This window comes from Klebsiella sp. ME-303, assembly GCF_007910085.1.
In the GTDB taxonomy this organism is placed as follows: domain Bacteria; phylum Pseudomonadota; class Gammaproteobacteria; order Enterobacterales; family Enterobacteriaceae; genus Klebsiella; species Klebsiella michiganensis.
Window position 1 is genome coordinate 86,575 of record NZ_VOJB01000061.1, and the last position, 14,051, is coordinate 100,625.

General features: G+C 53.2%; 14 protein-coding genes. 7 read left to right on the plus strand and 7 right to left on the minus strand.

Translation table 11 applies throughout. From position 1 onward, the window contains the following. The 6 genes from FQK12_RS05835 to FQK12_RS05860 all read left to right on the plus strand — a co-directional run. On the plus strand, nucleotides 1-771 hold a 771-nt coding region (locus FQK12_RS05835; protein ID WP_146295680.1), incomplete at its 5' end, for a class I fructose-bisphosphate aldolase. Nucleotides 772-785: 14 nt separating this feature from the next. Further along, nucleotides 786-1,337 (plus strand): glycerol-3-phosphate responsive antiterminator, encoded by a 552-nt coding sequence (locus FQK12_RS05840; protein WP_014229442.1) that lies wholly within the window; start codon nucleotides 786-788, stop codon nucleotides 1,335-1,337. A gap of 20 nt (nucleotides 1,338-1,357) precedes the next feature. Continuing rightward, nucleotides 1,358-2,896: an FGGY-family carbohydrate kinase gene (locus tag FQK12_RS05845; RefSeq protein ID WP_014229443.1), complete on the plus strand. Its 1,539-nt coding sequence runs from the start codon at nucleotides 1,358-1,360 to the stop codon at nucleotides 2,894-2,896. A gap of 11 nt (nucleotides 2,897-2,907) precedes the next feature. Then, the gene (locus FQK12_RS05850; protein WP_014229444.1) at nucleotides 2,908-3,669 is read left to right on the plus strand and encodes an SDR family NAD(P)-dependent oxidoreductase; all 762 of its coding nucleotides are present in this window, start codon (nucleotides 2,908-2,910) and stop codon (nucleotides 3,667-3,669) included. 16 nt (nucleotides 3,670-3,685) lie between these two features. Continuing rightward, entirely contained in the window at nucleotides 3,686-4,681 is a 996-nt protein-coding gene (locus tag FQK12_RS05855) for a 2-hydroxyacid dehydrogenase (RefSeq protein ID WP_014229445.1), read from the plus strand. A gap of 89 nt (nucleotides 4,682-4,770) precedes the next feature. After that, nucleotides 4,771-6,033, plus strand: coding sequence for a PTS galactitol transporter subunit IIC (locus FQK12_RS05860; RefSeq protein ID WP_004851075.1), 1,263 nt, complete (start codon nucleotides 4,771-4,773; stop codon nucleotides 6,031-6,033). 131 nt (nucleotides 6,034-6,164) lie between these two features. On the opposite strand, the gene ompC is transcribed toward FQK12_RS05860, so the two are convergent. The 6 genes from ompC to FQK12_RS05890 form a co-directional block, all read right to left on the minus strand. Further along, nucleotides 6,165-7,250 (minus strand): porin OmpC, encoded by a 1,086-nt coding sequence (gene ompC, locus FQK12_RS05865; protein WP_014229446.1) that lies wholly within the window; start codon nucleotides 7,248-7,250, stop codon nucleotides 6,165-6,167. Between the two features lie 698 nt (nucleotides 7,251-7,948). Continuing rightward, the gene (locus FQK12_RS05870) at nucleotides 7,949-8,425 is read right to left on the minus strand and encodes a WbuC family cupin fold metalloprotein (protein ID WP_004851079.1); all 477 of its coding nucleotides are present in this window, start codon (nucleotides 8,423-8,425) and stop codon (nucleotides 7,949-7,951) included. A 329-nt stretch (nucleotides 8,426-8,754) separates the two neighbouring features. Then, complete coding sequence (locus FQK12_RS05875; RefSeq protein ID WP_014229447.1) at nucleotides 8,755-9,261, minus strand: hypothetical protein; 507 nt, start codon at nucleotides 9,259-9,261, stop codon at nucleotides 8,755-8,757. 430 nt (nucleotides 9,262-9,691) lie between these two features. After that, complete coding sequence (locus tag FQK12_RS05880; protein WP_014229448.1) at nucleotides 9,692-10,699, minus strand: FecCD family ABC transporter permease; 1,008 nt, start codon at nucleotides 10,697-10,699, stop codon at nucleotides 9,692-9,694. Beyond that, nucleotides 10,696-11,652, minus strand: coding sequence for an ABC transporter substrate-binding protein (locus FQK12_RS05885; RefSeq protein WP_014229449.1), 957 nt, complete (start codon nucleotides 11,650-11,652; stop codon nucleotides 10,696-10,698). Before FQK12_RS05885 ends, FQK12_RS05880 begins: the two co-directional genes overlap by 4 nt. Nucleotides 11,653-11,676: 24 nt before the next feature. Further along, the gene (locus FQK12_RS05890) at nucleotides 11,677-12,486 is read right to left on the minus strand and encodes an ABC transporter ATP-binding protein (protein ID WP_014229450.1); all 810 of its coding nucleotides are present in this window, start codon (nucleotides 12,484-12,486) and stop codon (nucleotides 11,677-11,679) included. A 289-nt stretch (nucleotides 12,487-12,775) separates the two neighbouring features. Between FQK12_RS05890 and FQK12_RS05895 the strand changes: the two genes are divergently transcribed. Next, the gene (locus FQK12_RS05895; RefSeq protein WP_004851091.1) at nucleotides 12,776-13,105 is read left to right on the plus strand and encodes an NIPSNAP family protein; all 330 of its coding nucleotides are present in this window, start codon (nucleotides 12,776-12,778) and stop codon (nucleotides 13,103-13,105) included. A gap of 111 nt (nucleotides 13,106-13,216) precedes the next feature. On the opposite strand, the gene FQK12_RS05900 is transcribed toward FQK12_RS05895, so the two are convergent. Further along, a complete protein-coding gene (locus FQK12_RS05900; protein ID WP_014229451.1) occupies nucleotides 13,217-14,038 on the minus strand; it encodes a hypothetical protein in 822 nt (273 codons plus the stop codon). Nucleotides 14,039-14,051 lie beyond the last annotated feature (13 nt).

Genomic DNA, 14,051 nt, shown 5'->3' on the forward strand with positions numbered 1-14,051 from the left:
TCTCGCATTTTCGCAAAAGATGGTAAATCGGTCACGCTGGCGCTGGATGGCTACTATTTTTCAAGCAAAACAAATGGTATTGATAATACGATAAATCAGCTTCCGGCCCTTGTTGAAAGCGGCCTGGACTGCGCGCTGGTCACTTATGGCATGTTGAAAAATTTCCGCGAAGTTTTCAATTGCGTTCCCGTTGTATTACGCGTCGATAGCACAGTGAATATTTTTGATAATACCGTTCCCGATACGACTCCCGTCTTTTCCATTGAGGATGCGCTGAAAGTGGCTGCGGAAGGCGTAGTGTGCATGACCTTCCCCGGCGCGTTCAATGAAGAGAAAACGCACATCATGGCGATGCAGCTGGCGCAGGCCGCCGATCGCTGGAACGTGCCGCTGATCGTGGAATCCCTGCCGTACGGCTATCCCGTGACCAGCGACGACTCCAACAACCCGGCCGTTATCGCCGCCTCGGCCCGCATCGCCGTAGAGCTGGGGGCTGACGTGATCAAAACCCGCTTTACCGGTACCGAAGATGATCGGCTTATCGTCGAAGCGGCCGGCGTGCCGGTACTCGCGCTGGGCGGCCCGAAAACCGGCATCGACGGTTATTTTAAATTTGTGCAGCACTGTATGCAGGTGGGTGCAAAAGGCGTGGCGGTGGGCCGCAATATTACTCAGGACCCACAGCCGGCAAAAGTAGTAGCAGGTCTGAACGCCATCATCCATGAAAATGCCACAGCGGAAGATGCCTACAGCCTCTACATGGCTAAATAACATCGGATATTAATATGTTCTTAAATAACACCATCATTCCTTCCGTCAGAAAATATAAACATTTTGAACAGGCGCTGGCCTGCGCATCAGAATACGTACTGCTATCCGAAGCAAATATCGGCAACCTGCAATCGCTGATTGGCAAATGCCATCAGCGCGGCAAGAAAGTGCTTATTCACCTGGAGCTACTGGGCGGTTTTAAACCCGACCAGGCGGGGATCGGTCTGCTCAAAAATTACTACAAGGTTGATGGTGTTATTTCGTCCAATCTCTCGGCCCTACGCTATGCCAAAAAAGAGGGATTGTTAACTATCTTCCGGGTATTGCTCATCGACTCGCGTTCGCTGGATCACTCCATCGATATTGTTAAGCATAACCCGCCAGATGCTATTGAAATCTTACCTGCTGAATATGCCTGCCAGTGTCTGGAATTGATTAGCCGGAATTTAAAAGGCTTTGACGTGATATTCATCGCCGGAGGCTTTGTAAAGCGGAAATACCTTGTAGATAAAATTTTCCATGCCGGATTTAAAGGCATTACCACCAGCGAACCCGGTTTATGGTAACGCATAAGGAGTCCACGCCAATGAAACAACACTACGTCATGGGCATTGATAACGGCGGCACCGTCACAAAAGCGGCGATTTACGATCGCGCCGGCAACGTGGTGGCCAGCGCGTCGAAGTCAACGCAAATGCTGACCCCGAAGGAATTTCACACCGAGCGAGATATCAACGAACTCTGGGCGGCCAACGTTGAAGTCATTAAAACGGCCCTCGCGCAGTCGGGGATCGACGCCAGCCAGATCAAAGGCGTGGCGGTCACCGGCCACGGCAACGGGCTGTATATGGTGGATGAAACGGGCGCCCCGGTGCGCAACGGGATCATCTCCACCGATAGCAGGGCTAAGGGCTGGGTTGAAAAGTGGTACCGCGACCCGACGTTTGTCAGCGACATTTTACCCAAAACCATGCAGTCCATCTGGGCAGGCCAGCCCGTCGCCCTCCTCGCCTGGCTGAAAGAGAACGAGCCTGAAGCGCTGAACAACGCGCGCTACATATTCATGGTCAAAGATCTGATTCGTTTTTATCTGACCGGCGAAGCCTTTCTCGAACTTACCGATATCTCAGGGACTAACCTGATCAACGTTCGCGACCGTGACTATGACGCCTCGCTGCTGGCCTGGTGGGGGCTCGGCGATCTGCGCGACAAGCTTCCGCCCATTAAACGCTCCACCGATTGCTGCGGCTACATTACCGACGACGTCGCGCAGCTAACCGGTTTGTGTGCCGGCACGCCGGTCTCGGGCGGCGTGTTTGATATCTCGGCGTCATCCGTCGCTTCCGGCATCAATACGCTGGATAAGCTGGCGATTATTACCGGCACCTGGAGCATCAATGAATACGTGACCGACCATCCGGTTATCGACCGGGATCTCTTTATGACCTCGATTTATCCGATTGAGGGCAAATGGTTAATTACCGAGGCCAGCCCCACATCCGCCAGTAATCTGGAGTGGTTTATCAATAACTTTATGGAAGGCGATCGCACCGCCGCGGCGGCGCAGGGATCGTCAGTCTACGATCTGTGCAATGATCTGGTCTCCACGACAACGCCCGCCGAGAGCCACCTGCTGTTCTTCCCGTTTGTCTTCGGCTCCAACACCATCCCGGACGCCTCCGCGGGGTTTATCGGCCTGAATAGCTTCCATAAAAAAGCGCATTTTCTGCGCGCTATCTACGAGGGGGTCGCCTTCAGCCACCTTTATCACACCGAACGTCTGCGCAACATCAACCCTGATCTAAGCCGCACCATTCGGATTGCGGGCGGCGTCACTAACTCTGCGGTCTGGCTGCAGATATTCGCCGATATTTTCCAGTCCACCCTGGAGATTGTCGACGTGAAAGAGCACGGCACCCTGGGCACCGCGATGACCGCCGCGGTCATGGCTGGCTGGTTTGATGACGTCTTTGTTGCCTCAAATGAGATGGTTCACGTTTCGCGAACGGTCACGCCGAACCCGGATAATAACAAGGTCTATCAGGATAAGTATCAGCTCTACAAAAATCTGCTATCGGAAATGCAGTCTCCGTGGAAAAGCTGCAGTAACTACATTACGCATTAAGCGAGGAAAGTATGGATCTGAATTTACACCACCGCACGGCTATCGTCACCGGCGGCGCAACGGGACTGGGCAAAGAGTTTGTCCTTTCCCTCGCCAGAGAAGGGGTCAACATCTGCTTCACCTATATGCGTGATGAGGAGCGCCCGGAGCAGCTGATCGATACGGTAAAAAATAGCGCCAGCGTCGAGATTATTGCGGTGAAAACCGATCTTTCCGATGAGCAAAGCCGGGAGAATCTGTTCGCGACCTGCATTGAGCGGCTGGGGAACGCCGATATTCTGGTCAACAACGCCGGGATCTGGCTAAGCGGCTACGTCACTGAAATCACCCAGCAGGAGTGGGACAGCGTGATGAACGTCAACCTGAAGGCGGTTTTCCACCTGAGCCAGCTGTTTGTCAACCACTGCCTGGCGAAAGATCGGGCCGGCAGCATCCTGAATATCACTTCTCAGGCGGCCTTCCACGGTTCGACCACCGGTCATGCGCATTACGCGGCCAGTAAAGCGGGCCTGGTGGCATTTTCTATCTCGCTGGCGCGCGAGGTGGCGAAACAGAAAATCAATGTCAACAACATCGCCGTCGGCATTATGGATACCGCGATGATCCGTAAAAACATTGAGCAGAATCCTGACTATTACGTCAGCCGTATTCCGGTGGGCCGGGTAGCCCAGCCGCACGAAATTGCCGACATCGGCGTCTTCATGGTCTCTCCGAAAACCAGCTATATGACGGGAGCGACTCTGGATGTCACCGGCGGTATGTTGATGCGTTAATTTATGGAGAATCATTATGAAATGTCTGGCAATTGCCGATCTGTTTATCAATGCAGCGATGATGGACGCGGGTCTGAAAGCGCTGAAAGATAAAGGCATTACAGTGGAAGTGCGCGAATGGTCGCACGAATCGATTGAAAAACTGCAGGAGGATAATTTACTGGTTGAACAGCAAGGCTCCGAAGCGGTGGCGCTGCCTGCCGCCCTGCTTCAGGGCGCTGAGGAGGTTGAGATCCTGATCGTCCAGTTCGCCCCGGTTAACGCGGCGGTATTCGACAAGCTACCAAAGCTTAAATACGTTGGCGTGCTGCGCGGCGGCATTGAAAACGTTAATCAGGCGGAGGCCAAAGCGCGCGGAGTTGAGGTAATGAACACGCCGGGGCGTAATGCCCGCAGCGTGGCGGAGTTTACCGTCGGCATGATTCTGGCGGAAATGCGCAACATCGCCCGCTCGCATGATGCGCTGCGCGATAAGTTCTGGCGCAAAGAGAGTCCAAACCACCGGGCCATTCCTGAACTGGGCGGCAAAGTGGTGGGTCTGGTCGGGCTGGGGCATATCGCTCAGCTGGTGGCCGGCTTCCTGCGCGGTTTCGGCAGCGAGATTATCTTTTACGATAAGTACGTCCCCGGCCATGACAGCTATGAAAAGGTGGATTCTCTCGATGAGCTGGTTCGCCGTGCGGATGTGATTTCGCTGCATGCCCGCATGACCCCGGAAACGGAAAACCTGATTAACGTACATCATTTTGAATTAATGAAGGAGAGCGCCATTATCGTCAATACCGCACGCTCCGGCTTAATTAATGAAGGCGATCTGATCGCTGCGCTGCGGGACGGTAAAATCATGGGCGCCGCCCTCGACACCTTTGATGATGAACCGCTGCCGGAGGATAGCGCGTTTTATTCGCTGAATAACGTCACGATAACGCCGCATATTGCTGGCAGTACTATTGATGCCTTCAGCAATTCGCCGAAGATTTTTTCTGAGATCTTGCTGAAGCAACTCGGTTAAATATTAAAAGAGCCGCTTAAGGTTTTTGCTACGGCCCATTGGGCACGGGTTCGCTCGCGCCCAATTCGGCCGCCTTTTAAGGAAATATTATGGATATTATCAACAGCATTATTAGTCTGGGGGCATCAGTGATGATGCCAGTAATATTCTTTATTATCGCCCTGTGCTTCGGCGTTAAAATTGGCACCGCATTTAAAGCCGGGATGCTGGTCGGTATCGGTTTTGAAGGGGTGGGTCTGGTGATCGGCCTGCTGTTGACCAACCTCGGCCCGGCGTCGCAGGCCATGGTTGAACGCATCGGTCTGCACCTGACGGTGGTCGATACCGGCTGGCCGACCGCCTCCACTATCGGCTGGGGCTCGCCGCTGATGCTGCCGGTGGTCGTGGGATTTATTGTTATCAATATCGCCATGCTGCTGCTTAAATTAACCAAGACGGTAAATATCGATATATTCAACTACTGGATTTTCCTGATTATGGGGTCGGTCGTGTATGCCGGCACCGGTAACTACTGGCTCTCCGTTGGCATTACCTTCGGCATATTTATCTTAACCCTGCTGGCGGCGGATTTAACCGCACCGTATTTGCAAAAAAACTATAATCTTAAAGGGATATCATTCCCCCATCTTACCTGTATAACCTACGTGCCGTTTGGTATTGCCTGTAACTATATTATTGATAAGATCCCGCTGATCAATAAAATTAATTTCGACCCGGAAAGTATTAATAAAAAATTCGGCGTCTTCGGTGAACCGCTGACCCTGGGCTTCGTGCTGGGGCTGCTGCTGGCCTTCCTTGCCGGATACGATGTTGCAGCCGCGGTGTCGCTGGCGATTAAAGTTTCCGCCGCCATGCTGCTGCTGCCGAAAATGATCGAAATTTTAGTGCAGGGTCTGCTTATCGTGCGCGATGCTGCGGAAGCGAAGCTGAAAGCGAAATTTCCCAACCGCGACTTCTATATCGGCATGGATACCGCGCTGCTTATTGGCGAACCCTCGGTGCTGGCGACCGGGCTGCTGCTGATCCCTATGGCGGTGGTGCTGGCGATTATTCTGCCGGGCAACCGCGTGCTGCCGTTTGTCGATCTGGCCTCGCTGATGTTCCTGCTGGCGATGGTGACGCCGTTCTGCAAACGCAATATGTTCCGCATGTTTATCACCGGCACGCTGGTGGTCACCTGTATTTTATACGTCGGGACGGATATTTCGCGGGAATACACCCAGGCGGCGGTCAACTCTAACATTCCGGTGCCGGAAGGGATGGCGGAAATCACCAATATCGTGGGCGGAGCCACCACCCCGGTGGGCTGGCTGGCGGTGAAATTCGGCGAGTTTTTCAGTACCGCGCCGTAAACTCCCCCTTTTCTCACTCAGCCCGGCGCGGGAAACGGCGTCGGGCTTTTTCGTCTCGCCCTGCGTTCAAGCACAAAAAATGCCTGCCAGGAGGGTAAGCTGGCAGACATGGTTCAATAAAAGGCGTTGTTTTAGAACTGGTAGGTTATGCCCACGGCAACGATGTTATCGGTGCTGATGCTGGCATCTTTGGTGAACCTGGTGTCATCCAGCAGGTTGATTTTATAGTCCACATAGGTAGACATGTTTTTATTGAAGTAGTAAGTCGCGCCGACATCAACGTATTCAACCAGATCCTGGTCGCCGTAGCGTCCCAGATCTTTACCTTTTGATTTCAGGTAGGCGATGGACGGACGCAGGCCGAAATCGAACTGATACTGGGCCACAACTTCAAAGTTCTGCGCGGTATTGGCGATATAGCCTTTACCAAACTTCGTCATGTTGCGGGTTTCCGCATAGGTGGTTGCCAGGTAGATGTTATTAGCATCGTACTTCAGACCGGCCGCCCACACTTCCGCTTTTTCGCCACGGGCGTAGAAGTCAGGATTCACGCGCCCTTCCCTGACCTGCGCATCGGTGCGATCGGATGCCGCGTAGGCCGCGCCTGCGCCAAATCCTTCGTACTCATAGGTCGAGGCCAGACCCCAGCCGTCGCCATGCTGTTTCGCCAGATCGCGACCGTTGCCCTCTTCTTTGCCCTGGTACTGTACGGCGACGTTCAGGCCGTCAACCAGGCCGAAGAAACCGCTGTTACGGTAGGTGGCAACGCCGGTGGTACGCGCGGTGGCGAAGACATCGGTCTGGGTCCAGGTATCGCCGCCAAACTCCGGCAGCATATCGGTCCAGGCGCCGATATCATAGGCGACGCCGTAGTTACGGCCGTAGTCCAGAGAGCCAAATTCGCCAAACTTGAGGCCGGCAAACGCGAGACGCGTTTTGTCGCCGGAGTTGTCGCCTTCAACGTTATTGGCGCTGAAGTTATATTCCCACTGGCCGTAGCCGATCAGCTGGTCGTTGATCTGGGTTTCACCCTTGAAGCCCAGACGGGCATAGGTCTGATCGCCATCCTCGGACTTATCGCTGGAGAAATAATGCAGGCCGGTCACTTTCCCGTAGAGGTCGAGTTTGTTTCCGTCCTTGTTATACACTTCAGCTGCCTGCACGGTTCCTGCAGCAAGAAGTGTAGAGACGGCCACTGTTAGTAATTTTAATTTCATATTATTTCGTCCCTAACTATTAATAAAATATCAAATCTCAGATGCCTTCTGAGCGAGGCTATTATGCGATAATTCGCAAAGAGACTTGAAATTAAAAGTTCCAGTTTTTTAGACTAAATACCATAACTGTGACGACAACAGCGGTTGTTAATTGATGTCCATCAATCATTCACTGCTTCCGTTGGCAAATATTCTGAATCACGCCTTACGCAACCCAGAGATGCAGAAGGTTTGACTAAAATAGATAAATTATCATAAGGAAATTCTAATGATTAGATAAATTAAAGATTGTAATTTGTTAAAACAATATAAATCAATAGTTTATAATTTACACAACCAATCATTAATGTTTATTCATAAAGGCACTGATTCCCCTAATCGGCTATTAATGAGTATATTCCGATCCTTCCCCGCAGATAAATTATAGTGCCGAAATGACCACATTTCTTTATTGAAGTTTCTTTACAAAAACCGTAAAAATTATAGCATAGTGGTTTAAGATGTGTTTAACACTTTCGTGAAAGGGATATCGCCAGCCCTATTTCAGGGGATAAGTTTAACTATGAATAAATACTATGAATAAATAGAGCCAGGAGCTTGTCACCAGTTTGATAAGCCGCTGACGCGCCGGGAACGGCTTATCCGTATCGGGGGTAAAAGGAAGCTGGCGCGGGACTGCTCCCCGCGCAATGCCTGGATTACAGGGTAAAACCGCCATCACCCACTTGCGCCCGGGCGTACCACTTCATTAGCTCGGCGGTTCCCGGCGCGTTTTCAGCTGGCGCCCACGGGGCCGCGTCTTGCTCAGAAACCGGCTGGTAACCACCGTATTTAACCTCAAAAATTACGCCGCCTTTATCCATCGACAGCACGGCATGCCAGGTACCCGCCGCCATCTCCAGCACCTTACACTCTTCGCCTAACACCACGCGCTCGGTCACGTTGCCAGCATCATCAAAGGTCAACACCACAAAACGTCCGCTAAGGGATGTCAGCAGTTCAAAAGTGTGCGGGTGGCGGTGAGGCCGAACATAGGTACCCGGCTCCATAGCGACGGCCAGGCGTTGCACCGGATCGCTTAAGTCAGGGTGGAAATTACGATGGGCACGTAGGCGAGGCGAAGCTGCAGCCTGTTCGCTTTGTTGCCGAAGGTCACTCAACGTCATTTGTTTCATATAAGCCTTTATTGTAGTTGGGCAGCTTACGGCAATCAGGTTGTCGTAAGGCTTAATGCTATTTTCAACAGACGATTAGCTTCGCCGCTCGCGGAACACATCGCTGTGCGGATTATAGACGCTGATGCCGCGGTCCCAAAGCGCCAGAAATGACGAGAACAGATCGTGGTGGGGTTCCGTTGTCCCCCGCTCGCCCTTTGAGGCAAGACATGGGATAGATGACATGAAAAAGAGACACTTTGTGAGTGCGCTCCTTAACAGTCGTGGCAGGTGGAAAATAAGATGAGAGTGCGAAGATAAAGGTATAGTCACGCATACAGGTGCAGCAATTAATCCGGCGTAAATTTATCGAGCAGCGAAAAAGCGTGTAAATAATTAGACAGCGCCAGTAGCGCATGAAATGAGTTAAAGCCGAACTTCTCAATTAATCTTCTTTTATAGCTGCTGTAGGCCTTGGGCGAAATGCCGAGCAGCTCCGGGTAATCTTTTGCCAGTACGGTAAATTTCATAATAAAAATATACTGAAATTCTCTCTCTGTTAACGTGATGTCCTCTCCCACGGGGATACCATCAGTCACTCTGGCGATAATACTGGCGATATGTGCGGTGCGCCTTTTGTTTATCAAACAAATAATATTACCTTCAACCCGGAAACAAACAAAATTCTTTTTCATTTCAAAGCTGTTTATCAAAAAATGGAACTGCGCGCAGCTGCTGGATGCGTACTTTGTTAAGCACAAATCGACCAGATTCGCCTTTCTGACCGCTTTTATGTCGTTTATTTTCAGACGTATGGCTTTCTTAAAAAAATGATTATGGCTGAAAATAGTTAACATTCCTTTCCCTCATGAAAGTGCAATCATCCTTTATAGAAATACGTATAATAGGCGCCATGGGGATATACCCATGAATGAAGTGGGTGAATTATAAGTTTGTTTAATATTTATTGTCCAGACGAGTGAATTTCAGAAAAATCCCTGCGAAATGTAAACCATGGGATTTTCACTGGCCCGGAGACAGCGCTCATCCCCACGCTTACTTTAGGATTTTTCTTACGATGCATCGGTTAAAGAGAGATTAGCAGCATATCACTCTGCGATAAAGATGATACTTAACAAATAACATTGAAAAATTTAATTTATCAAAACATAAAACTACCAATGAGGGAATTGCGCATGAACCGAAGCGCATGCGCGCGCTGACTTCCGGGCATTTGTTTGCCCTTCGTTTAAGTCTGCGCCAGGCAGCGACCCGGCGCGACTCAGTTTATGAACGGTTTCTGGCCAGCAGAATAATAATGAAGAGTCCGCCGATGCCGGCCGTAATGATCCCGATAGGCAGCTCCTGCGGAGCCAGCAGCGTCCTGCTGACGATATCACCGCCGCACAGTAGCACCGCGCCCCACAGGCCGCATAAAGGAAGCAGCAGCAGATGTTTTACGCCAGAAAAATAGCGGCACATATGCGGCACCATCAGGCCGATAAAGCCAATCACCCCGGTCAGGGCCACCAGCAGCGACGTTGCTAACGCGCAGCAGAAAAACACCTCCATGCGCAGGCGTGTAACGTTAATGCCCAGCGACTGCGCGGTCTGCTCACCGGCCAGTAAGCCATCCAGGGAGCGCCAGCGCAGGAGTATGAATGCGCCGAGAAGCAGCAGACTGAACAGGGCGTAGGGCAAATTATCCCAGCGCGCCAGACCGAGCCCACCCAGCGACCAGAACAGCACCGAGCTGGCGGCCCGCTGGTCGCCCGAGAAAATCAGATAGCTGGTCAGCGCGCCGAATAAAAAGGAGATCGCCAACCCGCAGATCACCAGGTGCTCTGCGCCACGCTGCTTTTTAAAATGAAACAGCAGCATCACCGCCACCGCCGAGCAGATGCCGCCAACGAATGCCGACACCGGCAGCGTCAGCGCGCCAAGCCGCTCACCGAATCGGGTGATCACCAGTACCGCTCCCGCCGATGCGCCGGAGGAAAGCCCGAATAAAAAAGGATCGGCCAGATCGTTGCGCGTGGTGGTCTGTAGTAGACCGCCCACGATGGCCAGCACCGCGCCCGCCAGCACCGCCAGCAGCGTTCTTGGCACGCGCAAATCAATGACAATACGTCCGATCATCTCCGAAACCGGCACATCCAGCAGCCGCAAGGCGCCGAGAACCTGGGTAAGCGACAGCGGCACGCTGCCTTTAGCCACGCTGAACAGCATCAAGCCGGCTAATAACGGCAGCGCCCCCCACGCGGCCCAGTAGTAGCGACAGTGAGCCCCGCTCATTGGTGGGCCGCAGGATACATCGCATGAGCCAGCTTTTCGGCCGCGTTGATATTCGCCGGCCCGGGCGTCAACTCAGCATATTGCAGCTTCAGATAACGCTGCTGCTTCACCGCCGGCGTCTGTTTCATTAACGGATGATTTTCGAGGAAACGGCGCAGCGAATCAGCGCCGCTGCCGGTCTGATAATCAAGAAGAATAATAAAATCGGGTTCCGCCGTCGCCACGCTCTCCCAGGAGGTGGTCCCCCAGCTCATCTCCAGGTCGTCCATCACGTTTTTCCCTCCCGCCGCTTCGATAATCGCGGTCGGCATGGCGTACCGTCCGCTGGTAAAGGGCTTATCTTCGCCGGAATCATAGACAAACACCTTTAATGGCTGCACGCCCCGCGGCGGCTTAGGCAGCGCATTCAGCGTTTTTTTCCAGCCGTCGACCAGCGTACGGGCCTCTTGCTGCTTGCCAAAAATCTTACCCAGCGTCAGCTCATCGTTATACAGCAGGTCCATACTCGCTTTTTGTTTCTGAGAGGCGGTAAAGACGCAGCTCTCGCTCAGCACAAAGGTTTTGATACCGTATGTTTCGAGCGCGGAAGGCGTGACCTCCCCGCCGACCTTCATGCCGTAATTCCAGCCGGCGAAAAAGAAATCAGGATTTGCCGCCAGCAGCGTCTCCAGAGAGGGATATTTCGGCGCCAGCTCGGGAATTGATCCCATCTGATGTTTAAATTCCGGGGTCATTTTGTACCATCCGGTAATGCCGGTTAAGCCAACGATGCGGTCCTGCAACCCGAGAGCAAAAGCCATTTCAGACATATTAAGGTCGTGGATGACCGCCCTTTTCGGCGCCTGAGTGAAGGTCACAGGCGTTCCGCAGCTGTCAATCGTGACGGGAAAATCCGCCGCGTTCGCCGCTGAAATAAAAAGAAACGCCATCGTCCCTGCAAACCATTTATTCATGCTGCGTTATCCTCCGGAAATTTATCAGGCATAGCCTGGCACCTCAAAAATCCGCAGCGCCTTCCCGGTCATGGGATGCGGTACGGTAAAGCTGGTCAAGCCGAAGACCGGGTAAAGCCGTTGTGAAACAAGCACGCGCTCCGGCACATCCCAGGCCACGGCGCGCCCTTGCGATAAAAGCAAAACCCGATCGGCAAAGGCGTCAATCAGGGAAAGATCGTGCAATACCGCAACGACCGTGATTCCCTGGCTTTTCACTAATGACAGCAGCTCCACTCTGCCGTGGGGATCAAGATGGTTGGTGGGCTCATCCAGCAGCAGCAGTTTTGGCGCCTGGGCCAGTACCCGCGCCAGCGCCGCCCGTTGTCTCTCACCACCGGATAACGCGGAGAGCGGTCGCTTGCGCAGCCTCTGCAATCCCGTATCGTTAATCGCGCGGGTTACGATGATGTCGTGCTCGCGACGCGACATATCCCGGGCGTGGGGAATCCGCCCGAGGGCGACATAATCCTCAAGCGCCAGACGCAGGTCGGGGGTATCATTCTGCGCAAGCACCGCGATCTGCCGGGCTCGCTGCTGCCGGGTTAATGCGGCAATGGAGCGGCCATATAACCGAACGTCGCCCTCCCGCGACGGCAGTTGGCAATCTATCGCGCGTAATAAAGAGGTTTTCCCGCTGCCGTTGGGCCCAATGACGGCCAGACACTCTCCTTTACCGGCGCTGAAATGAATGCCGGAGAGCATTTCCCCGCCGCCGGGCCGCGGTAATGATGCGATATTGACGCTAAGCACGGGATCATCGGCTTTTCCACTCTTGGTCAAACTCTCCTCCATTAGCCGCCGCTCCCTCTCTCTTCAGCGTGGATGAGCGAAACACGCGCTCTTTTGATTTTTGATCGGCAGGTAGTGATGATAATCATTATCATTTAAAAAGAAAGGTAAATAGTCACATATTTTATAATGTCATAAATGTTATGATATAACATACCAAAAATGAAGTGAGAAATGCAACCCGCGCTGCCCTCATGCCAAAGAGAAGCGACAAAACCACGTGGAGTTGTTCTAATAGCCGGACAGTGCTCTCTTGCAGCAAACTCAGTGAATGTGAACAGGAAACGTCAGGATGAAAACGGTAGAGTTTTTGCTTTACACCCTTAAACCGGGGACCGGGAACGAGTTTCACCGGATAATGAAGGAACAAAGCGCCCCCTGTCATCGCGCCGCCGGAATGGATATCGTCTCCTTCGGCAATTCAGTTGATGACAACGACGCTTATTACCTGATCCGGGCCTATGAGGACCTGACGCATTTAAACGCATCCCAGGCGCACTTCTACAGCAGCCCCGCCTGGCGCGAAGGCCCGCGACAGGCCATTATCGACAGGATCAGCGTCAGCGTAAAAACGGTTATGCTGCTGAGCGACAGCGCGATTGATGGCCTGCGAAACGGCTGACCCTCCAGGGCCGCTGGCGTGGCCCAACAAAAAACGCGCTCTCTTTTGCTGTCGCAGAGATTCTGGGGCCCGGGCAAAATGCGGCTGCCGTGCCTGCCTCCGACGCCACCGTTAGTTCTGATTCAACGACTCAAGAAAGCCCTGGGGCGTCGTGTCGCCCAGCTTTTTTTGCGCCCGCCCCCGGTTCCACAGCGCGCACAGCCGCTGCAGCGTCGCGTCCGGCTCATCCAGCGCCGGAATAACGTCGGCTAATCGTTCGCTGAGCTGTACCGCTCCGCGCTCCGCCATCGCCACCGTCCGGCAAGAGAGATGCGCGCGCGCGGGCTGAAAGCTTTTATGAGCATAAATCTCAAGACATTGTATACGCGCCGGACAGGCGTTCAGCGCCTCGGTCAGCCAGCTATCGACCAGCGCGGGAGAGATCCCGCAATAGATGCGGCCAAAGCACCAACCGCTGATCGGCTCCTGCGCCCAGAGCAGATGATGTTCACCGCCGTCGTCCATCGACAGCGCCAGCTGGCGATAGTGCAGCGTCAGGGTATCCGCGCGCATTCCCGCCTTTAACGCTTTTTTCCCCTGCAGCGCGGCATTTTTCCGTCCTTCATGGGCCGGACGCAGATAGCGGTTTAGCGTGGCGCGGGAAACAGCGATGCCCAGCCCCTCATTCACCATAAACAGCAGTTCGTCCAGCGGGGCGCGCAGCGCATCGCGGAGGGCGTTAATGAGAATCTCCTGCTCTTGTCTCAGTACTTTGTGTATCAAATGCGGCGTGGTGTGGTTATCGGAAATCTGGCTGCGGTTGCGCCAGCGGCGAACCGTAGTAATGGAAATCCCCAGTTCCTGCGCCAGTTCCCGGTCGCTTTTCGTCGATTCCTGAAGATATTTACGCGTTCTGGGGGTGGTGGTGGCATTAGCGTGCAGCTTGATTTCCATACGATCCTCTACC